This window comes from Dactylosporangium sp. NPDC051485, from assembly GCF_040682015.1.
GTDB lineage: Bacteria > Actinomycetota > Actinomycetes > Mycobacteriales > Micromonosporaceae > Dactylosporangium.
On record NZ_JBFAZW010000071.1, the window covers coordinates 40,698 to 62,349 of the forward strand.

Genomic DNA, 21,652 nt, shown 5'->3' on the forward strand with positions numbered 1-21,652 from the left:
CGCGCGGACGGCGGAACTACGGTGCTCGGCGATGCCCATGCCGCGAGCGGATGTCCACATCGGACGGCTGATCCGCCGCCGGCTGCGCCGATCGACCGGAGACATCTGCGATGACGATGCATGCCGACGACGCCCAACTGCACCGGCACCTCCGCGACGCCGAGGTGCCCGCGCTGCTGATGACGGTGGCGCACCTGACCGGCGACACCTCGATCCTGCGCGACGAAGACCGCTGCGACGGCTGGCTGTTCCTGCCCCAGGGCGGGCTGACCGCCCGGCAGCGGGAGAGGGCCCGCGAGCTCGCGGCCGGCGTGCTCGCCCGGTTGCGCGACGGTGCCTCGGTGCCGCCGCCGGACGCGCCGACGCTACGCCGGATCACCGGCTGGGCCCTGGGCGTGGACACGGCCGATCTGGTACCGATGCTGGCCGAGGAGATCGTGCCGCCCGGCGCGGATCCCAGGGCGCCCGGCTGGAGCCGCGACGACCTGCCCGGCGCGCCGGACGTCGAGGTCGCCGTCGTCGGCGCCGGGATGAGCGGGCTGCTCGCCGCGCACCGGCTGACCCAGGCCGGGGTGCCCGTCACCGTGTACGAGAAGAACGGCGATGTCGGCGGCACCTGGTTCGAGAACACGTACCCCGGCTGCCGGGTCGACGTGGCCAGCCAGCTGTACAGCTACTCCTTCGCGCAGCGCGCCGACTGGCCGTACCACTTCAGCACCCACGAGAGCCTGCGGCAGTACTTCATCGAGTTCGCCAAGCAGCACGGCCTCTACGAGCACATCCAGTTCGGCACCGAGGTCCGCGCGGCCGCCTGGGACGAGACGGCGGGCCGCTGGCGGCTCACCCTGGCCACGCCCGACGGCGAACGCACGGTGAGCAGCACCGTGCTCGTGACGGCCGTCGGGCAGCTCAACCGGCCCAGCCTGCCCGACATCCCGGGCCGCGACGAGTTCGCCGGCGCGGCGTTGCACTCCGCCCGCTGGGACCACGGCGTCGAGCTGGCCGGCCGGCGGGTCGCGGTCGTCGGCACGGGCGCCAGCGCCATCCAGTTCGTCCCGGAGATCGCCAGGACGGCCGGCGAGGTGCGCATCTTCCAGCGCACGCCGCCGTGGCTGCGGCCCACCCTGAACTACCACCACCCGGTCGCCGAGGGGCTGCGCTGGTTGTACGAGCACCTGCCGTACTACCTCGCTTGGCACCGTTTCTGGCTGCTCGCGCCGGGGCTGCATCGCGTGCTGGAGGGCTGGGTCGTGGACCGGGACTACCCGCCCACCGAGCGGGCCGTCTCGGCGATGAACGAGGCGCTGCGCACGACACTGAGCGGCTACATGCGGGGCCAGCTCGCCGGCCGCCCCGACCTCGAGCCGCTGGTGATCCCCGACTACCCCGTCGGTGCCAAGCGGATCCTGCGCGACAACGGCGCGTGGATCGCCACCCTCAAGCGCGATAACGTCCGGCTGGTGGGCGAGCGGATCGAGCGGATCACGCCGGGCGGCATCCGGACCGCGGACGGCGCCGAGCATCCCGCCGACGTCATCGTCTACGGCACCGGCTTCGCCGCCGCGGAGTTCCTCGCGCCGATGTCGGTCACCGGCCGCGGCGGCGCCGACCTGCGCCGGTCCTGGAACGGCGACGCCCGCGCGTATCTCGGCCTGACCGTGCCCGGCTTCCCGAACCTGTTCTGCCTCTACGGGCCGAACACGAACCTCGCGGGGCACGGCGGCAGCATCATCCACATGTCCGAGTGCGCCGTCACCTACCTGCTCGACGCGGTGCGGCACCTGCTCGGCGCGACGCACCGGGCGGTCGAGGTGCGCCGCGACGTCTGCGACGCCTACAACGCCGAGGTGGACGCGGCCAACGCCGAGCGTGCCTGGGGCTTCTCGAAGACCGGCGGCTGGTACGTCAACCGCGCCGGCCGGTCGGCGCAGAACTGGCCGTTCCCGCCGCAGGAGTACTGGCGGCGCACCCGGCGGTTCGATCCGGCGGAGTACCTGCGCCTGCCGTAACCGCCCGGATGGCCTCGCCGGCGTCGCGCAGCGCACGGACGCCCTCCGGCAGGATCGGGTGGTACCACTGCCAGACGTGGAACATGTGCGGCCAGTGGTGCAGCACGGCCCGCCCGCCGGCGGCCCGGATGCCGTCGACGAGCCGTATCGCGTCGTCGAGCAGCACCTCCTGGCCGCCGGCCTGGACCAGCACCGGCGGCAGGCGGGCGAGGTCGCCGAAGAGGGGCGAGATCCGCCGCGGGTCGGCGCCGCCGGCGTACCGGGCGGCCATCGCCCGCAGGTCGTCGGTGGACAGCACCGGGTCGGCCGCCGCCAGCTCCCGGTGGCTGCGGGAGGAGCAGGTCAGGTCGGTCCACGGCGACAGCAGCACCAGCAGGTCCGGCGGGCGGCCCCCGTCGTCGCGCACGCGCATCGCCACCGACAGGGCCAGGCCCGCACCGGCCGAGTCCCCGGCCACGACGAGCGGGCTGTCCGGCGCCGCGGCCCGGATCGCCTCCAGCGCGGCGAGGCCGTCGTCGAGCGCGGCCGGGAACGGATCCTCGGGGCCCCGGCGGTAGTCCAGCACCAGGCAGGCGGCCCCGGCGAGGTCGGCCAGCAGGCCCGCCAGGTGCAGGTGGGTGCGGGCCGAGCCCAGGCAGTAGAAGCCGCCGTGCAGGTAGAGCAGCACGGGTTGGCGCCCGGCGGGACGGCGGACCCAGGTTCCGGACGCCGCCCCGACCGGTACCGCCTGCGGACCGGCCGGCGCCGCCGCGAACGCCTCGGCGGCCCGCTCGTACGCGTCGCGCCGCTGCGCGATCGTGCCGGGACGCCGCAGGGCGGCGTGCTGCAGCATCTGCCGCACCAGCGCCGCGTTCGGCGACGGACGGTCGGGCACCACCAGGTCGGCGTACGGCGTCGGCGTCACTGCGCGCTGTACCCGCCGTCGCTGACGAAGTACGAGCCGGTGGTGTTGGACGCGCGGTCGGAGGCGAGGAACGCGATCAGCTCGGCGACCTCGTCGCAGCGGCCCAGCCGGCACATCGGGTGCAGGTAGGCCGCGCCGGCGGCGCCCTCCTGCTTCAGCATCGGCGCCTGGATGAAGCCCGGCCCGACACTGTTGACCCGGATGCCCTGCCTGGCGTACTCCAGGGCGGCGCTCTTGGTCATGCCGACGACGCCGTGCTTGGCCGCCACGTAGGCCACCGATCGCGGGAGGCCGACCGACCCCATGACCGATGCGACGTTGACGATGGACCCGCCACCGTTGCCGAGCATGGCGGGGATCTCGGCCCGCATCGAGTAGAACACCCCGTTGAGGTCGACCGCGATCACGTCCTCCCAGGCGTCCAGCGGGTACTCCGCGGTGACGGCCCGCGGCCCGCTGATGCCGGCGTTGTTCACGGCGACGTCGATCCGGCCGAACGCGTCCACCGCGGCGGCCACCATCGCCTCGCACGCCTTGGGGTCGCGCACGTCGACCTCGTGCGCCACGGCGCGCTTGCCGATGGCCTCGGCGACGCGTGTCGCCGCGTCGAAGTTCACGTCGGCGATCAGGACGCTGGCGCCACGATCGGCCAGCATCGACGCGCACGCCTCGCCGATGCCCGAGCCGGCCCCCGTGACGAGCGCGGCCTTGTCCGCGAAGTCACTCATGCCCGCACCCCCGTCGCCTGCGCACCGGGGCGCACCTTGATCGAGCCGACCACCCGGCGCGCCCATGGCTGCCAGTCCTCGAAGCCGAGGAACCGGCCCAGCCGTTCGAGCTGCGGCAGCGGGTCGTCGACGATGTCCTCGTACGCCATCCTCAGCAGGTGGCGCGGCCGCGCGTCGGCGATGGCCTGCTCGGCCTGGCTGGCCAGGAACGCGCACAGTCCCTGGTAACGCCGGACGTCCTGGCCGCGTTCGCGCAGCGTCTCGGCCGTCAGCCGGTCGGGCAGGTAGCGCTCCACCTCCGCCGGCACCCGCTGACCGGGGGCGATCTCGAACGGGTCGAGCCCGTACCGGCCGACCGACTCCACGCGCAGCTGCATGAGCTGGAAGCAGGAGTGCCGGCTCATCGACCGGGCGGTGTCCGCCAGGTCGCGCGTCAGGTAGACGATCCTCGCGCCGGGGAAGTCCTTCAGCAGGTACGGCGCGATGTTGCTGGATCCGCCGGAGCGCTCGACCCAGCGCCGCCGGCCGGCGAGCGAGGTGAGCAGGTCCAGGAACATCCGGTGGTGCCGCGCCAGCGTCTGCTCCGGGAACGCGGGCACCAGCCCGGCGAGCATGTCGTACAGGCGGTCGGGGTCGGCCGAGATCTTCGGCAGCGTGGCCGCAAGGATCTGCGGCAGCTCGGCGAGGTTGCCGGCCCATCGGCCGTGCGCCGGGTAGCGCACCTCGGGTGGCACGAGGCCGATCCGCGACAGGGTGGCGAGCTGGGTGTTGGGCGCGCTCAGGGCCGACCAGTACGCCGGGCCGGTGAGCACCTTCTCGCCGGCGATCCCGGGCGCCACCCACATGAGGAACTCCTGCACCGACAGGGTGTCGGGCTGCTCGGCGATCAGGTCGGAGAGCAGCGTCGAACCGCACCGGCCGGTATTGATGATGATGGCGTGGTCGTGGCTTGCTGGGTCCATGATTGTCCTATTGCTTGACGTCTATTGGTCGATGCTGGCCAGTTGGTGATGATCTTGGTGCAGGCCGCCGGATTGCAGCAGCCAGGGCACGACGATGTCGCGGACGGCGTCCGGCCGGTCGACGAGGACCGTGTGCTTCTGCCCGGGTACGGTGACGATCCGCGCCTGCGGCAGCAGCCGGCGCACGTCGGGTGCGAGCTCGCGCACGGTTGCCGCGCCGCCGTACACGCACAGGACCGGGCATCCGATCGCGGCGATGTGCTCCTCGGGCGGTATCCGGCTGGCCGGCGCATCGCGCGTAAGGCTCGTGGCGGCGATCACCTGGCGAACGTTCTGGGCCCGCCGGGCCACGCCGCCGCGTTCGCCGATCCCGGCGAGCGTGGCGTCGGGCAGGTACGCGACGGCGTTGGAGAGCCACCGCGGCATCCGCTCGCGCCACGCCGCGATGGGCGGCACGGACTCGACCGCGACGATGGCGGCGACCCGCTCGGGGTGGCGCGCCGCGTAGGCGAACGCGATCGTGCCGCCGAACGAGTTGCCGAGCAGGCAGACCGGGCCGGTGATGTCGAGCGCGGCCAGCAGCGCCGCCAGGTCGTCCACGAAGTCGTCCAGCGCGTAGCCCTCCGCCGGGCGCTCGGTGTGCCCGTGCCCGCGCAGGTCGTACATGACCACGTCGAGGCCGGCGGCCGCGAGCGGGTAGGCCATGGTGAGGTACCAGCTGGCCAGGGTGTCCAGGGCCAGGCCGTGGATCAGTACCGCGGTCGGTGCGGTGCGGTGCGCGCCGGACGCCGGCTCGGCCGGGGCGAGCCGCTCCACGTGGACGGACAGGCCGTTGGCCGCCACCTTGCTCATGCCGGCGTGCCCACCCTGTCGGGGCCGGCGCCCGCCCTGTCCAGCGAGGCGGCGATGTGCTCGACGAGCTGGCCGACCCGCAGGTGCCGGGCCTCGTCCAGGTCCAGGCCGGCGATGAACTGGGCGAAGTTCACGGTGTCGCCGAACCGGACCTGCAGGCGGCCGGCGAGCGACACCACGTCGATGCTCTCCATCTCCAGGTCGTCCTGGAACGTGGTCGACATCGTGATCTCGCCGTCAACGCCGTGGTGGTCACGGATCGCGTACAGCATCTCGGCGACCTCGGCGAGGATCGCGGCTTGGTCAGCAGGCATGGGATGTCCCTTCTGATGGTTCGGGCCGCTGCGTGCGGCCGCTTGGCTGGACCGGCTCGGTGCGGCCGGTCGGGTTGACGGGCTCCGGTCCCCAGGTCCAGCCGACGACGTACCGCCGCGTCGGCAGATCCTCGGGGTTGGAGATCTCTCGATGGGCGACCAGGTAGACCCGGCCGGCCACCGTCACGGTCAGCGCCGCCGGTGTGGCCGCCACGACGGCGAACCGCTTGGGATCGCCGGCCAGGCCGGTGCCCTCCGCCTTGGCGGCGGCCTCCTTCGCGGTCCAGAAGCGGGCGAACCACACGTGCTGGTCCTCGCCGGTGGCCGCCGCCGATTCGAGCAGCAGCCGCCGTTCGGCGTCGGACATCGCGAAGGCGATGGTGGTGTCCGTGCAGTCGGTGATCTCGGCGACGTCGATGCCGACGCCGGGGGCGTCGGGCGGCGTGCCCGGAACGCGCGGCCTGGCGATCCCGACCGCGATCTCGGCGACGTGGGCGAGCGAGACCACGCACTCCCGATAGCCGCGGCCGGCGCGCGGGTGGACCCTGGGCCGGCCGTTCGGGTCGTTGCGCACCGGCAGCTCGATCGGGTACACGTCGGTGTGGCCGTCGTCCCACAGCTGGAAGCGGACGGCGTCCTGGACCGCGATCCGGCCGAGGAGCCACTGCTTGCGCGCCTTCGGCGGCCGCCGCTCGTACTCGGCCGCGCCGGCGGCGCCGAGGATGCCGCGCGCGGCCAGCCCGCGGGTGACCAGGTCGGGCCAGCGGTCGAAGGCGACGGTCCAGCCCTCCGGCTGGCGCAGCGACATCGCGTTGCGCCCCGGGAAGCGCTCGGCGGCGCGGGTCGCCGGGTGGCTGGCGAACTGCCGGTGGACGCACCCGTCGAGCTGCGCCCAGACCTGGCCGTCGACGGCAAGCTGCGTATCGAAGACGACCTGCTCGGCGTCGACCGAGCGGATGCGCACGACGCAGTCGACCGCGGTGCCCGCGGCGGGCTCGGGGCCGAAGAACCGTGCGTGCCCGATCCCGACCGGCAGCGCCCCGAAGGGCTGCGTCGTGAACAGCCAGTCGCCCATGAGCTGGGACGCGTTGTCGAGCAGCGCGCCGGGCGGGGGCGGTGCGCTCAGCACGCCGCGGACGTGTGCGGCGCCGATGGCGCGGACCTCGGTGAGGCCGCGGAACGACGGTCCGTGGAACACGAACCGGTCGGCGTACATCCGCTCGGCGCTGATCTGCGGGGGCCGTTCCGTGGCCGGGTCGTGCCGCCACACCTCCGGGCGCTCGGCCGGGTAGCCGGGCGCCACCTCGACCGTGGAGCGGGAGTAGCCGCCGAAGATCACCGAGAGCCGGCCGGGCCCGGCGGGCTTGACGGTGATCTCGACGTCCTGCGGCGGGGCGGCGACGCACCAGCGGTTGAACCGGGCGTCGCGCACGGCGACCACCCGCGCGCCGGGAACCGCCTGCCGGGCGGCGTCCATCATGTGCTGCATGACGGTGGTCGCCGGCACCACGGGCCAGCGGTCCTGGGGATCGGGCCAGTCGTCGGGCTGGGCGAAGAAGCAGTGGTCGCGCAGGTACGGCATCGTGTCGAGGGCGACCCGCAGGACCGTGCGGTGGACCTCCGGCGGCGGTGGTGGCGGCGGCGCACCGGGCCCGCTCCCGCCGTTGCCCGCGCCGCCCAGCAGCGAGGCCAGCTCCGCGGCGGCGCTGGATTGGCCGGCAAGCCTGCTCAGCGCGGCCAGGGCCGGCGTGGCCGGTGATCGGGGCGCCGGCACGGCGGTGTGGGTCGCCACCGAAGCCGTCGCGACGTTGCGCTCGCTCACCGGCGCCGCGCCGGGCGCGGGCATGCCGAGCAGGTCGCCGGCCCCCTCGCCGAGGCGGACCAGCGGCACGCCGAGGTCGAGCCGCACGGCCGGGCCGCGGCGGGTGGCTCGGGCGGCGGGCGCCGCGGCCGCCGTACGCGTGTGGCCCGTGGCCGCCGGGTCCAGCATGCGCAGGTCCGGCGCGGCGCCCTCGACCCACAGCGCGGTGGCGACCCGGCGCAGCTGGCCCAGGCCGCTGCGCTGGGCGACGTTGACCGGCATGGCGAGGTGGTCGCGGCCGCGCAGGTTGTCGTCGATGACCGAGGCCAGCTGCCCGACGCCGACCTGCAGGAACACCCGGAACCCGGCGCCGTACATGGCCTGGACGGTCTCGCGGAACCAGACCGGCTCGAGCATGTGCCGCACGGAGAGCTCGCGGACGCCGGCCGGGTCGCTCGGGGACGGCGCCTTGAGGGTGGCCGACCAGACGGGTACCCGGGCGGGGTGGACCTGCCAGCGGCGCAGCGCGGCGCCGATCGACTCCAGCCCGGAGGCGAACAGCGGGGTGTGGAAGGCGGAGCGGAACGGCAGCTTCTGGCAGACGAAGCCGTCGCCGCGCAGCGCCTCCACGAGCCGGTCGATCTCGCCCTCCGGCCCGTTGACGATGCACTGCGCGGGTGCGTTGTCGTGGGACAGCACGACGCCCGGGTACTGCGCGAGCCGCGGCCCGAGCCGCTGGGCGGCGCAGCCGACGACGGCGAACGCGTGGCCGGCGACGTCGACCGACGCCGGGTCGAGCGCGGCGATGACGTCGTCGATGGAGGACACGCTGACCTGCCCGCTGGTGAGCGCGGCGGTCCACTCGCCGATGCTGTACCCGGCGACGGCGTCCGGGGTGACCCCGATGCGGTGCAGGGCGTCGTTGAGCAGCTTGCCCAGCTCGATCAGGCCGGCGCAGTGCCGGCCCAGGTCGGCGGCCGACCACTGCCGGTCGGGCAGGCCGAAGCGCGCCGCGACGTCCGCGGTGCGCGGGCCGAACTCGGCCTCCGGCCCGGGGAACACGAAGGCGAGCCGCCCGGGGGCCGCGCCGGCGAGCAGCGGAGCCGGGCTGAACCAGATGTCGCGGGCGCCGCGCCAGGCCTGTCCCTTGGCGACGGCGAGGCGGGCGGTGGCGAGGCGCTTGGCGTCGGGGTTGACGATGCCGATCCGGCAGCCCACGTCCGCGGGCCGCCCGTCGGCGCCGCCGCCCTGCCGGGCCCGGGCGGCGCCGAGGTCGCGGACCGCGGTGTCGTCCGCGTCGAGCAGGCGGCCCAGCGCGGCCGGGTCGGGCGCGGCCAGCCACAGCACCTCGTCCGGCTCGGCGACGCTCACCGCCGCGGCCGACGCCAGCGGGCCGGCCGCGCCCGTGTCGCCGCGGCGGGCCGCGAACGCCTCGGGCGTCTCCTCCAGGATCACGTGGGCGTTGATGCCGCCGAAGCCGAACGCGTTGACGCCGGCGCGGCGCGGCCCGTCGCTCTCCCACGGCCGGGCGGAGCTGATCGGGGCGAACCGGGTGCGCGCCAGCTCCGGGCGCGGATCGTCGCAGTGCAGGGTCGGCAGCAGCACGCCGCGGTACACGGCCAGGGCCGCCTTGATCAGCCCGGCAATGCCGGCCGCGGGCATGGCGTGGCCGATCATCGACTTGACCGAGCCGATGACCGGCGCCGGGCCCTCGCCGGGCGGGCCGAACACCTCGGCGAGGGTGTCCAGCTCGGCGACGTCGCCGGTCGGCGTGGCGGTGCCGTGCGCCTCCAGCATGCCCAGCGCGTCCGGCGCGGCCGGGTCGAGACCGGCGGCCTCCCAGGCCCGCCGGATCGCCAGCGCCTGCCCGGCGGTGGCCGGGTTGACCATGCTGACCGCGCGCCCGTCGCTGGACACCCCGCTGCCCCGGATCACCGCGTAGACCCGATCGCCGTCCCGCCGCGCGTCGGCCAACCGCTTGAGCACGACGATGCCGGTGGCCTCGCCGATCAGCAGCCCGTCGGCCGCCCTGTCGAACGGCCGGATCTCGCCCCGCCGGGACAGCGCGCCGAGCTGGCTGAAGACCGACCAGAGGCCGACGTCGTGCACGTGGTGCACGCCGCCGGCCAGCACCGCGTCGAGCCGGCCCCGGCTCAGCTCGGCGATCGCCTGGTCGACCGCGACCAGCGAGGAGGCGCAGGCGGCGTCGAGCGTGTACACCCCGCCGCGCAGGTCGAGCCGGTTGGCGATCCGGGACGCGGCCAGGTTCGGCACCACCCCGATGGCGCCCTCCGGCTGGTGCTTGCCGAGCCGCTCCTCGAACTTGCGCCGTACCGCCTCGAGCCGCCCCTCCGGCAGGTCGGGGATCAGCTCCCGGAGCACCTCGATCACCTGGTTGGACACCCGGACCCGCTGGTTGTACCGAAGCTGGCCCGGGCTGAGAAAGCCGCCCCGGCCGAGGATCACGCCGACCCGGTCGCCGGGCGGCAGCCGGTCCGGCCCGCCCGCGTCGTCGACGGCGGCCGCCGCCACCCGCAGCGCGATGAGCTGATCCGGTTCGATGTCCGCGATCGACGCCGGCATGATGCCGAAGCGCAGCGGGTCGAACGTGGCCAGCTCGTCGACGAACCCGCCCCGCCGGCAGTACAGGCGGTCCGGGCGGTGCGCCTGCGCCGGGTCGTAGAACTGCGGATCGATCCTCGCCGGCGGCGCGTCGCTGATCGCGTCGGTGCCCTCGACCAGGTTGCGCCAGTAGCTGTCCAGGTCGGCGGCGCCGGGTAGCAGCGCCGCCATGCCCACGATGGCCGTCTCGTCGCCGTACACCGTGCTCACCCGGCCGAGGCGGTGTAGACGACGGCGGTGAGCGCCGGATCCCCCCAGGCCAGCTCGCCCAGCAGGCTCAGCGCGCCCTCCTCCGGGTCGATGAGCGCGACGCCGCGCCGGGCGTACTCCCGGCTCAGCTCCACGCTGACCATGCCGCTGCGGCCGTCGGCCGGCGCCCATGGTCCCCAGTGGACGGTCAGGCAGCGGTTGCCGGAGCGGGCCGCCCAGCGGGCGCCCATCGCCTCCAGGGCGTCGTTGGCGGCCGCATAGTCGGCCTGGCCGCGGTTGCCGTAGGTGGCCGCGACGCTGCCGAAGAACACCACGAACTTCGGCGCGCAGGCGAGCCGGTCCAGCGTGTCGAGGACCGCCCGGGCGCCGGCCACCTTGGTGTCGAAGACCCGGGCGAACGACTGCGGGTCCTTGTCGGCGATGAGCTTGTCCTCGATCACCCCGGCCGCGTACACCAGCCCGTCGATGCGGCCGTGCTGGCGATGGATCGCCGCGATGAGCCGGTCGGTCGCCGCCGCGTCGCGGACGTCGAGGGCGTGGTAGCGCACCTGGGCCCCCAGCTCGCCCAGCTCCCGCAGGGTGGCGTCGACCTCCCGGCCGGCCAGGATCGCCTGGGCCCTGCGGGCGAGCTCCGCCGGTGTGGCGCCGCCCTGGCGCGCGAGCGCGGCCCGCAGCGAGACCTCGTCCGTGGCCGCCGCCAGTGCCGGATCCTCCGGGCCCTGCGGCCGCGGGGTCCGCCCGATGAGCTCGATGCGGCACCCGGCCGCCCCGGCGAGCGCCCGGGCGAACCAGGAGGTGATGCCGCGTGCGCCGCCGACCAGGACCACCACCGAGTCGCGGTCGAGGCCGGCCGCCCGGGCCTCCGCCACACCATCTCCGGCCGGTCCGGCACCGCCGGCGGCGAGCGGGCCGAGGCTCGCCGGGACGATCTCGTACGTCTGCCGCGCGCCGCCGCGATGATGCACCACCGCCGCATCGCCCCCGGCGAGCAGCTCGTCGACGATCTGCCGGGCGAGCTGGTCCGCGGGTTGCGTGCCGTCCACGACGGCCAGCCGCGCGGCGGTCGACGGGTACTCCCGGGCGACGCTGCGCACCAGGCCCCGCAGCCCGTCCGCGCGGGCACCGGCGTTCGCGTCGGCGGCCGCCAGCACGTAGCGCGGCCCGCCCGCGAGGACCTGCTTGATCAGCCCGAACGCGCCGGGCAGCAGCGGCGCCGCCGCACTCGACGCCTCCAGCCCGTCGAGCAGGACGAGCCCGTCGGCCCCCTCCAGCGGGCCCGGGTCGGCGAGCGTGCCGGCGCGCACGGTCGCTCCGTGGCGGCGCAGCAGTTCGGCGACGCGGCCGGCCACCGTACCGGACCCGGTGAGCACCAGCGTGGCGCCCGCGAGCGCCGTCGCCGGCCGGATCGGCTCGTCGGCGGCGGCAACCAGCGTGGGGAGCAGGCGCGCCGGCGCGACGCCCGGCCGCGCGCCCGCGTTGACGGCCGGCGCCTCGGTCCGGCTCTGGGCGGGTATCGGCCGGGGTGCGGGCGGCGCGGCGGGCGCGTCGCTCAGCCGGGTGGTGAGCCAGTCGACCATGGCCCGCACGGTCCGGGCCTTGACCAGCTCCTCCAGCTCCGACTCGTCACCCTCGCCCGACAGCCCGAGCCGGGCCACGACATCCCCGGCCACCTCCGCCCGCTTGATCGAGTCGATGCTGAGGTCCGCCTCCAGGTCCAGGTCGAAATCGATCAGGTCGACCGGGTAACCGGTCCGCTCGCTGAGCACCGCCAGCACCGCACCCTGGAAGTCGTGCTTCGGCGCCTGCACCACCAGCGTGGCGACCGCGGCCACGCTGGTGACCTTGCCGTTGCTGGCGCCCCCGTTGCTGGAGCTGCCGTTGCTGGAGCTGCCGTTGCTGGACGGCGTGAACACGGGCATCGCGGCCGGCATCGACACGGGCGTGGCGGACACGGGCGTGGCGGACACGGGCGTGGCGGACACGGGCGTGGCGGACACGGGCGGGCTTGCCGCGGGCGGCGCCGGCAGCGGTGGCCTCGCGGTGGCGGGCGCCGGGCCGTGTCCGTCGAGGGCGTCGCTGCCGAGGTAGGCGAGCATGACGTCGCGCTGGGAGGCGATGAGCTCGCGATTCGTCTGCAGGTACTCGGCGAGCAGTTCGTCCTGGCCCGGTCGCCGGGTCCCGTTGTCGTGGCCGCCGGTGGCGGGCCGGATGGTTGAGGTCATGGACAGCTCCTTGATGCGTCGCGGGGGCGTCAACCCACCGGGGATGCAGGCGCCCTCCCGGTCGCGGACGAGCTGGCCGTCCACTGTCCAGAAGGGACGGTCGGACGGCACGGTCGGACCGGCCTCGACGGTGTCGCGGCCGTGGAACAGCCAGCCGGTCTGCACCGGCACCCCGGCGCAGGCCAGCTGTGCTACCGCGGTGAGCAGGTCGCGCAGCCCTTCGCCGGTGTTGCGGTCGCAGGCGATGGCAAGGTGCGGCCGATCGGCGAGGATGGCCTGGACGAGGCGGGTGAGGACCTGCCCCGGGCCGGTCTCGACGAAGGTCCGGGCGCCGGCGGCGTACATGGCCTCGATCTGTTCGACGAAGCGGACCGGCGCGCCGACCTGGGCGGCCAGCTCGCGCCGGACCCCGTCGGCGTCCGCCGGGTACGCGGCGGCGGTCCGGTTGGACCAGACCTCGATGTGCGGCGCCGCCACCGGTTCGGCGGCGAGCACCTGCGCGAAGCGGTCCACGGCGCCGGCGACGAGCGGGCTGTGGAAGGCGCAGGCGACGTTGAGCCGGTGCGTCGTCAGGCCGGCGGCCTTCAGGGCGGTGACCGCCGACTGCACCGCGGCGGTGGGGCCGGAGATCACCTGCTGGGTGGGGCCGTTGCGGTTGGCCAGCACGACCCGGTCGGCGAGACCCGCGTCGGCCAGGACCGCGAGGATCTGCTCGGCGGTGGCACTGACCGCGGCCATGGTGCCCGGATCGTCGCCGGCGGCGCCGAGGATCGCCTCGGCGCGCTGTCGGCTGAGCCGCAGCAGGGCCGGCGGGTCGAGGGCGCCGGCCACGCTCAGCGCGACCAGCTCGCCGTAGCTGTGCCCGGCGGCCAGGTCGGGGTGGACGTCGAGGCGGCGCAGCAGGTGGGCGACGGCGAGCCCGCCGATGCCGAGCGCCGGCTGCGCCACCCGGGTGTCGGTGAGCCGCTGCTGCTGCTCGTGTTGCGCGGCCGGGTCGAACGCGGCCGGCGGAAAGAGCCGGTCCGCCAGGTCCGGCCCGAGATCGAGGTACTCCCGCAGCTCGGGGAAGGCCACGAACAGCTCGGCCAAGGCGCCCGGGCGCTGGCTGCCCTGCCCGGGGAAGAGGAAGGCCACCCGGCCGCCGGCCGTGCCCTGTGCCGGCTGGACCAGGCCCCGGCCGGGGTCGTGCTCGCCGGCGAGCGCGCGGCGCAGCAGCTGGTCCAGCTCGTCGGTGTCGCGGGCGACGATCGCGACCTGGACGGGTCCCGAGCGCGGGTCGGCCTGCGCGGCGGCGGTGGCGGCCAGGTCCCGCAGCCGCCGCGGCCGGCCGTACCGGTCGGCGTTGCGCAGCAGCTCGGCGAGCCGGCCCACCGCCTGGTGCGCCGCCGCACGATCCCGGCCGCGGAAGCAGAACAGCTCCGCCGGCCACTCGTCGCGGGCGTGGCGCGGTTCGGGCGTGTACGGGTCCGCGGCGAGCACGACGTGGAAGTTGGTGCCGCCGAAGCCGAACGCGCTGACCCCGGCGATGCGCTCCCGCGCCGGGGCCGCCCACGGGCGGGCCTCGGTACAGAAGGCGAACGGGCTCGTCTGTGCGTCCCAGGCCGGGTTCGGCCGGGTCAGGTTGATCGTCGGCGGCCGGATGCCGGTGTGCAGCGCCAGCGCCGCCTTGATCACCCCGGCCAGGCCGGCGGCGCACTTGGTGTGGCCGATCTGCGACTTGACCGAACCGAGCACGCAGCTGCCCGGCGCCGCGCCGGCATCGACGAACAGCCGGGTCAGGGTCTGGAGCTCGGTGCGGTCGCCGACCACGGTGCCGGTGCCGTGTGCCTCGAGCAGGCCCACCTGCCGCGGGGAGACGCCGCTCTGCGCGTACGCCCGGTCCAGCGCCCGGCGCTGCCCTTCGGCGCGCGGCGCGGTCAGCCCCAGCGCCCGCCCGTCGCTGGCCGCGCCCAGGCCCTTGATCACCGCGTAGACGCGATCGCCGTCGCGCCGCGCGTCGGCCAGCCGCTTGAGCACGACGCACGCGACGCCCTCGCCGAGCGCGATCCCGTCGCCGGTGGAGTCGAACGTGCGGCACCGCCCGGTCGGCGACAGCGCATGCGCGGAGCTGAACATGAGGTAGTCGTGGATGCCGTTGTGCAGGTCCACCGCGCCGCAGAGCATCAGGTCGCTGCCGCCGGTGGCCAGTTCCTTGCAGGCGGCGTCCATCGCCGCCAGCGAGGAGGCGCAGGCCGCGTCCACGGCGAAGTTCGGCCCGCCGAGGTCCAGCCGGTTGGCCACCCGCCCGGCGATCACGTTCGCCAGGACGCCGGGGAACGAGTCCTCGGTGACCGTGGGCAGCTGCCCGGCCAGGTCCGCCGGCACCTCACCCAGGTACGCGGGCAGCGAGGTGCGGACCACCTTCGCGTTGCTCAGGTCGCTGCCCGCCTCGGCGCCGAACACGACCCCGGTGCGGGTGTGGTCGACCGCGGGCGAGCCGTGGTGGTACCCGGCGTCGGCCAGCGCCCGCCGCGACACTTCCAGGGCCAGCAGCTGGGCCGGGTCGATGCTGGCCAGCGCCGCCGGCGGGATGCCGTACCCGATCGCGTCGAACGGCACCGGCGCGATGAAGCCGCCCCACTTCGACACGCTGATCCGGCCCGTCTGTCCCGGCTCCACCTCGGGCGCGTAGTACGTGTCCGCGTCCCAGCGCTCGGCGGGCACCTCGGTCACCGCGTCGCGGCCGCCGAGGATCGTCTGCCAGAACGCGGTCAGGTCCGGCGAGCCGGGAAGGACGCACGACATCCCGACGATGGCGACGTCCAGGGGTGGCGGCGTCGGCTCGGCCACCGCGGCGTCCGGCCCGAGCACCGCCGTCAGCGCGGCGATGCTCCCGGCGTGGAAGCGCCGCGCCCCCACCGTCACGTCGGCGTGCAGGGCGGCCACGGTGGTCTGCGCGTCGCGCAGGACCGCGATCTGGCCGGCCATGAACATACCCTCGGCGCGCTGGCCCTGCTCGTCCACGGCGACCAGCGCGTCGCCGTCGCGGCGCAGGCCCTTGCTGGCGATGCGCAGCCGGCCGACGTTGAGCGTCTCCAGCTGCTCCCACACCTGTCGGGCGTCCACCCCCGCCGCGTCCAGCTCCCGCCGCATCCGGTGGAAGTCGTCGACGTACGGCGTGTGCAGGCACCGCGTCACGTGTCCCGGCGCGGTCTCCAGCAGCGCGGTGACCGTCGCATCCAGCGCCTCGCGCTGGAACAGCGGCTGGATCGCCCCGCACTCGACCGCCTCGCGCGTGAACAGGTAGGCGGTGCCCATCAATGCGCCGACCTGCACACCGCGTTGCGCCAGCGGGCCGGCCATCGCCGCCACCATCGCCGCGGAACGTGCGTCGTGGATACCGCCGGCGAAGAACACCTGCACCTGCGCGGCGGTGCCGGGCGGCGCCTCGTCGAGGAACTCCTCCAGCGCCAGCGCCTGCGCCTCCCACAACGCAAAGCTCGTGCGCGGCCCGGTGTGCCCGCCGCACTCGGCGCCCTCGAAGACGAACCGCCGCGCCCCGGCCCGCAGGAACTGCCGCAACAGCCCGGGCGAGGGCACGTGCAGGAACGCGTTGAGGCCGTCGGCCTCGAGGGCCTTGGCCTGCGCCGGCCGGCCACCCGCGATGATCACGACCGGTGGCCGGACCTCCATCACCGCCGCGAGCTGCGCCGCGCGCACCTCCTCCGGGGCGAAGCCGAGGACGCCCACCCCCCACGGGCGCTGGCCCAGTTGCTGCGCGGCCTCCCGCAGCATCCGCCGGGACTGCTCGCCGGTGGCCAGCGCGAGCGCGATGAACGGCAGCGCCCCGTCATCGGCGACCGCGGCCGCGAACCCGGCCACGTCGCTGACCCGCGTCATCGGGCCCTGCGCCACCGGGATGCGCACGCCCAGCGCCTGCGCCAGCGGCGCACCCGGCGCCAGCAGCGCGCTCGCGGCGTCGTCACCGGCCGCGGCCTCGATCGCCGTGCGGATGCCGCGCACCGCCGCGGCGGTGGTGCCCCAGCGGCGCCGGAACACGGCCGCCATCCAGCCGTCCTGGCCCACCGGCAGCAGTTCGCCGGTGCCGTCCGGGCGGCCGTCGCGGCGCAGGCCCCGCACGCCGTCCGACAGCACCGTCTCCGAGCCGTCCATCCGCCCGATCACGGCCCGCACGTCCTCCGGCAGGTCCGACTCCGGCATGAGCGCGAGCTGGCTGTCCAGCACCACACCGGCGGCGCCGCCGACCACGCACGCGGCGGCCGTGCGCGGCCCGATGCCCCCGGCCACCCACACCGGCAGCGCCAGCGCCTCATCGGCCAGCAGCTGCTGCAGCAGGACGAAGGAGCTCAGCTCGCCAACCTGCCCGCCGGCCTCGCAACCGCGTGCGATCAGCCCGTGCGCGCCGGCCTCGGCCGCGGCCCGGGCCTGCGCACGGCTACTCACCTCCACCAGCACCCGATGCCGCTGCGCCGCCTCCCCCAGCGACCACCCGGCGCCGTCCGCCGGCAACACCAGCAAATTCACCCGATCCCCCGCGGCGCGCTCCACGTCGGCGAGGGTGGCTCGACAGCCAGCCGGCACCCGGACCCCGATCGGTCCCGCCGACCACGCCGCCGCCCGCTGCAGCGCCCGCAGGGCCGCGCGATCGCCGCGAGCCAGGTCGAAGACCCCGCGCCCGCCACCGGTACCGGCGGCCGCCACGAGCCGCGGACCGGGCTCCACCGCGCCACACGGATTGATGGCGACAACCAGGTCGTTGCCGCCGAATGCAGTCTTCATCGGGCTCCCGTCGATGGGTCAGATGTGCAGCGTTGGATTGCGCAGGCGCACACTGGCCCCGCGACGCAGCCTTGTGCGCCGAGCAGTCAGGTCTTCACCAGAGCGAACTATTGGCCGTCGGGCCGAAGAATGCTCACGTCCGGAGTGCGCGCCGCCGGCGTCCGCAGCCGGCTCGTCCGCGGCGCCTTCCAGCACGCTGTGGCCGCGACACACTATTCGTATAACACCATCCTCCGGTTTGTCCCCGGTTATTCAGGACTCTCTTCGCCGATCGTCCTGTTCACACGTCGGCGGTCTGATACAAACCTCGTTGTAGATGCCGCGCCTCGGCGCGACGCCCGCGCGGCACAGCGTCCGATGCGCTGATCTCCAGCCGGACTTTCAATGCCGTACCGCCTGTCGGCACCCGCTCCCGCCCGCTCGGCCCAGGGTGCGCACAGCGCTGTATGCCGCCGTACCGTCATCCGCCCGCGACGGCAGCCGCCCCTGCCGTCGGTGGATCCCTTATCTCTGCGCCCTTTTCGACGTCCGCGGCTGCCGCCGACGGACCTGTACCTGATGAGAGGACAAGCATGCACAGGATCCGGTTCTTCGCCCGATCTCTACTACCAGCAGCCATCCTGGCGGCCATCCCGGTGTTCGCCGCCGCCCCGGCGGCGAGCGGCGCCGTCACGGCCCAGGCGGCGCGGACGGCCTCGGTGCCGGAACTGCTGGCGAAGGCCGCACCGGACGAGTGCTTTGCCGGGATCGGCCAGCCGTACCCGCCCGGACCGCCCTGCAAGGACGGCAAGGCGAAGGTGAACCAGTCGTACGTGTGGGGCCTGGCCCAGTCCGGCGACCGGGTCTGGTTCGGGACGGGCGCCAACGTCCAGTGCCTCACGCTCGGCACGAGCCTTGCGCAGACGACGCCGACCCAGAACGACGACTACGTGTGTGAGTACGGCTCCAGCCAGATGGGCAACCAGCTGGCCCAGAAGATCGGCGGCCTGGGCGGCAACCTGGGCAGCCTGGGCAGCGCGAGCGGCGTGGGCAACATCGCGGCGGCGCTGGGCGACTGGCGCGCGCCGAAGGTGTACGTCTACCAGACGTCGACGAAGAAGCTGACCGACAAGACCGCCGACATCAACAACGCGTCCAGCACCGACAACCTGCGGCTCAACACGACCGTCGGCATGCGTGCCGCCGGCACGTACAACGGCGTCGTGCTGCTCGGCGGGCCGGGCCTGCTCGGCATCAACCTCTTCGCCTTCGACAGCAACTCGGGCAAGTACCTCGGGTCGACGAGCCTCAACACGTACGGCAACATCCGCCACTTCGTCGTGGCCGACGGCGCGCTCTACGCCGGCGTCGGCATCGGTCCGGAGGGCCAGGGCGGTGGCGCGGTGCTGCGCTGGGCCGGCGACAAGTCCAACCCGTTCAAGTTCACGACGGTGGGCTACCTGCCGTCGCAGGTCGCGGATCTCGCCGTGCACCAGGGCCGGATCTTCGTCACGACCTGGGCCAGCGCCGGCGGGAGCACGAAGGCGACCGCGGCCGGCCTGTGGATGAGCGCGCCGCTGGCCAACGGGCAGCCCGGCCTCACCAAGGACGACGCCACCAGCTGGCGGCAGGTGTGGAGCGTGAACCAGTACGAGCCGGACCCGGTCGTGGCCAAGACGTACGGCCTCGGCTCGCTGGCCTCGTACGGCGGCTACCTGTACTGGGGCACGATGCACGTGCCGCTGCAGGCCACGGCGGCCATGGTGAAGCAGTACAAGCCGGCGAACGACCAGCAGGGCGCCGCCGCGGTGCAGGACACCCAGCGCGTGGCGAGCATCTTCCGCGCCACCGGCTTCGACAAGGGCAACCCGTCGGTCGACCTGCTGTACGGCGCGTCGCAACTGCCCACGTACGACCCGAAGGCGAACAACGGGGCCGGCGGCTGGCGGCTCGCCTCGACCGGGTACAAGCCCAAGTGGGGCTCGGCCGGGTTCGGCAACGTCTACAACAACTACACCTGGTCGATGGTGGTCGCCGGCGGTTCGCTGTACGTCGGCACGATGGACTGGGGGCAGATCAGCCAGTACGCACCGGCGAAGGCGCTCCCGGGTGTCCGGGCCGCGTTCGGCACGCCCGACCCGAAGACGTACGGCGCCGACCTGTGGGCGTTCGACAGCCCGCAGTCGCCGGCCCGCCCGGTGAACACCACCGGGCTCGGCAACTACTTCAACTACGGCGTGCGCAACATGGTGGCCGACGGATCGTCCATCTACCTCGGCATGGCCAACCCGATGAACCTGCGCACCGACAAGGGTGACAACGTCCCCGAGGGTGGCTGGGAGCTGCTGCGGCTGCGCACCAGCGGCAGCCCGCGGCCGGACGCGCACTATCTGCGCCGAAGCAACTGACCCGCTTGGGCATGCGGATTGTATTTCCCGCTGGCCGGTCAGCGCACGACGCCGGCCGGCCAGCGGGCACCACCGACGAGGTACGAGTTGCCGAGCGAGGCGGAGGCTTCATGAATTGGCGATCCAGCAGTGTGGCGACCGTCAGGCGTACCGTGTGGACGGTGGCGGCCGTGGGCGTGCTCATCGTGCTCATCGCCTGCGACGCGGCGCAGCAGCAGGGGCATGGCACGGCGACGCCGACCGCCGCGAGCACGACCAAGGCCGGCGCGGGCAAGGTCCCCAGCCCGGCCGTCGCCGTGGGTTCGACCGACCACAGCATCACCGTCGGCGGCAAGAAGCGCACGTATCGGCTGTACCGGCCGGCCAACCTGTCGATGTCGAAGCCGGTGCCGCTGGTCGTGATGCTGCACGGCGCCCTCGGTGACGGCCTGCAGGCGGAGATGGCGTACGGCTGGAATGCCGAGGCCGACCGCAAGGGTTTCGTGGTCGCATACCCGGACGGGCTCCTGCGCTCCTGGGTGGTGAGCGCCGACTGCTGCGGCCCGTCGGCCCACGGCGGCGTCGACGACGTGGCGTTCATCAAGGACATGGTGGCGGCGGTCTCGGACGATCTGCCGATCGATCCGGCCCGGACCTACGCCACCGGGATATCCAACGGCGGGATGCTCGCCTACCGGCTGGCCTGCGACAGCGACACGTTCGCCGCGATCGGGGTGGTGTCGGGCAAGCTGCTCGGGCAGTGCCCGTCGCCGGCCCCCATCTCCGTGATCCACGTCCACGGCACCGGCGACGACATCGTCCCGTACGACGGCAAGCCGGGGAAGATGAACAACGACGGCGTGGGGCTGATCCCGGTCAGGATCGACGGCGGTTCGGTGCCCGACCAGATCGCCAACTGGCGGAAAGTCGCGCGGTGCGCCGCACCGCAGACACACACCTCGGGCTCGGTCACCACGTCATTGGCGCACTGCCCCGACGGGCGTGACGTCGAGCTGATCACCGTCGCCGGGGCCGGGCACCAGTGGCCGGGCGGCACGCCGATGCCCGCGGTGGAGAAGCTGCTCGGGCTGCCGGCGCCGTCGACCGCGCTGAACGCGACCGACACGATCTGGCAGTTCTTCAGCGCCCACCCGCGCAAGGGGTGAGCCTGGCGCCCGGGATCAGCCTGCGGACGGCGGCATGAGGCTGAACGCGTTCTCCTCCTCCTGGGCGTTGTGCAGCTGCATGATGGCGTACAGGCCGTAGAGGCCGGCCCGCAGGTCGATCACGTCTTCCGGCTCGGGCCGGTTGCCGGGGTCGGGCAGGATGCGGCGCAGCCGGCGGATCTGGTGCTCGATCTCGGCGTGGGTGCGGCTGAGCGCCGCGATCGGGTCGGGACCGCCGAGCGCCCGCGCGACGATCGGCAGCAGCTGCGCCTCCTCGGCCCGCTCGTGCGGGAGCAGGTCGGTCTCGAGCCGGTCGAGCAGCTCACGGACGGGCCCGAGGTCGCCTCGGGCGACGGAGAGGTCGTCGGCGACGGCCCGGATCCGCTCGACGAGCGGGCGGATGGCGGTGTGCTGCGCGTACAGCTGCCGGGCGACGGCGAGGTCGGCGGCCGGCATGGTGACGGTGTGCGTGCGCTGCGGCAGCAGGACCGTCAGGGCGAGGCCGATGGCCGCGACGTCGATGGCCTCCTGCAGCAGCGCACCGGCCACCGGCGTCAGCAGCCCGGCCGCGGCCGGGATCATCGCGGCCAGCGACAGGGCCATGCCGACCGCGGCCGAGCGGCGGGCGATGCGGCGGGCGCGCCGGGCGACGAGGATCGCATCGGCGAGGCCGTCGACGCGGTCCGCGGTGAGCACGACGTCGGCCGCCTCGGCGGC

At 74.5% G+C, this 21,652-nt stretch carries 11 protein-coding genes; 3 read left to right on the plus strand and 8 right to left on the minus strand.

Features of this window, described 5'->3' with window-relative positions; all coding sequences use genetic code 11:
• The first annotated feature begins 110 nt into the window (after window positions 1-110).
• Window positions 111-2,009: an FAD-dependent oxidoreductase gene (locus AB0M46_RS33350; RefSeq protein ID WP_363342613.1), complete on the plus strand. Its 1,899-nt coding sequence runs from the start codon at window positions 111-113 to the stop codon at window positions 2,007-2,009.
• Here AB0M46_RS33350 and AB0M46_RS33355 read toward each other — a convergent pair.
• The 7 genes from AB0M46_RS33355 to AB0M46_RS33385 are packed head-to-tail and all read right to left on the minus strand — an operon-like array spanning window position 1,906 to window position 17,403.
• Window positions 1,906-2,913, minus strand: coding sequence for an alpha/beta hydrolase (locus AB0M46_RS33355; RefSeq protein ID WP_363342615.1), 1,008 nt, complete (start codon window positions 2,911-2,913; stop codon window positions 1,906-1,908). The genes AB0M46_RS33350 and AB0M46_RS33355 overlap by 104 nt on opposite strands.
• Window positions 2,910-3,641, minus strand: coding sequence for an SDR family NAD(P)-dependent oxidoreductase (locus AB0M46_RS33360; RefSeq protein ID WP_363342617.1), 732 nt, complete (start codon window positions 3,639-3,641; stop codon window positions 2,910-2,912). The genes AB0M46_RS33355 and AB0M46_RS33360 overlap by 4 nt, the downstream gene beginning before the upstream one ends.
• Window positions 3,638-4,603 carry a sulfotransferase gene (locus tag AB0M46_RS33365; protein ID WP_363342619.1) on the minus strand — a complete coding sequence of 322 codons (966 nt, stop codon included), beginning with the start codon at window positions 4,601-4,603 and terminating at the stop codon, window positions 3,638-3,640. The genes AB0M46_RS33360 and AB0M46_RS33365 overlap by 4 nt, the downstream gene beginning before the upstream one ends.
• Window positions 4,604-4,624: 21 nt before the next feature.
• Window positions 4,625-5,455: an alpha/beta fold hydrolase gene (locus AB0M46_RS33370; protein ID WP_363342621.1), complete on the minus strand. Its 831-nt coding sequence runs from the start codon at window positions 5,453-5,455 to the stop codon at window positions 4,625-4,627.
• Window positions 5,452-5,769, minus strand: coding sequence for a phosphopantetheine-binding protein (locus tag AB0M46_RS33375; protein ID WP_363342623.1), 318 nt, complete (start codon window positions 5,767-5,769; stop codon window positions 5,452-5,454). The genes AB0M46_RS33370 and AB0M46_RS33375 overlap by 4 nt, the downstream gene beginning before the upstream one ends.
• The gene (locus tag AB0M46_RS33380) at window positions 5,759-10,402 is read right to left on the minus strand and encodes a beta-ketoacyl synthase N-terminal-like domain-containing protein (RefSeq protein ID WP_363342625.1); all 4,644 of its coding nucleotides are present in this window, start codon (window positions 10,400-10,402) and stop codon (window positions 5,759-5,761) included. The genes AB0M46_RS33375 and AB0M46_RS33380 overlap by 11 nt, the downstream gene beginning before the upstream one ends.
• Window positions 10,399-17,403 carry an SDR family NAD(P)-dependent oxidoreductase gene (locus AB0M46_RS33385; RefSeq protein WP_363342627.1) on the minus strand — a complete coding sequence of 2,335 codons (7,005 nt, stop codon included), beginning with the start codon at window positions 17,401-17,403 and terminating at the stop codon, window positions 10,399-10,401. The genes AB0M46_RS33380 and AB0M46_RS33385 overlap by 4 nt, the downstream gene beginning before the upstream one ends.
• A gap of 572 nt (window positions 17,404-17,975) precedes the next feature.
• Between AB0M46_RS33385 and AB0M46_RS33390 the strand changes: the two genes are divergently transcribed.
• Together AB0M46_RS33390 and AB0M46_RS33395 are read left to right on the plus strand one after the other, a co-directional pair.
• Window positions 17,976-19,790 carry a hypothetical protein gene (locus tag AB0M46_RS33390; RefSeq protein WP_363342629.1) on the plus strand — a complete coding sequence of 605 codons (1,815 nt, stop codon included), beginning with the start codon at window positions 17,976-17,978 and terminating at the stop codon, window positions 19,788-19,790.
• Window positions 19,791-19,951: 161 nt separating this feature from the next.
• The gene (locus AB0M46_RS33395) at window positions 19,952-20,935 is read left to right on the plus strand and encodes a PHB depolymerase family esterase (RefSeq protein ID WP_363342631.1); all 984 of its coding nucleotides are present in this window, start codon (window positions 19,952-19,954) and stop codon (window positions 20,933-20,935) included.
• Window positions 20,936-20,950: 15 nt separating this feature from the next.
• Here AB0M46_RS33395 and AB0M46_RS33400 read toward each other — a convergent pair.
• A partial coding sequence (locus AB0M46_RS33400) for a heavy metal translocating P-type ATPase (protein WP_363342633.1) occupies window positions 20,951-21,652 on the minus strand: 702 nt, incomplete at its 5' end.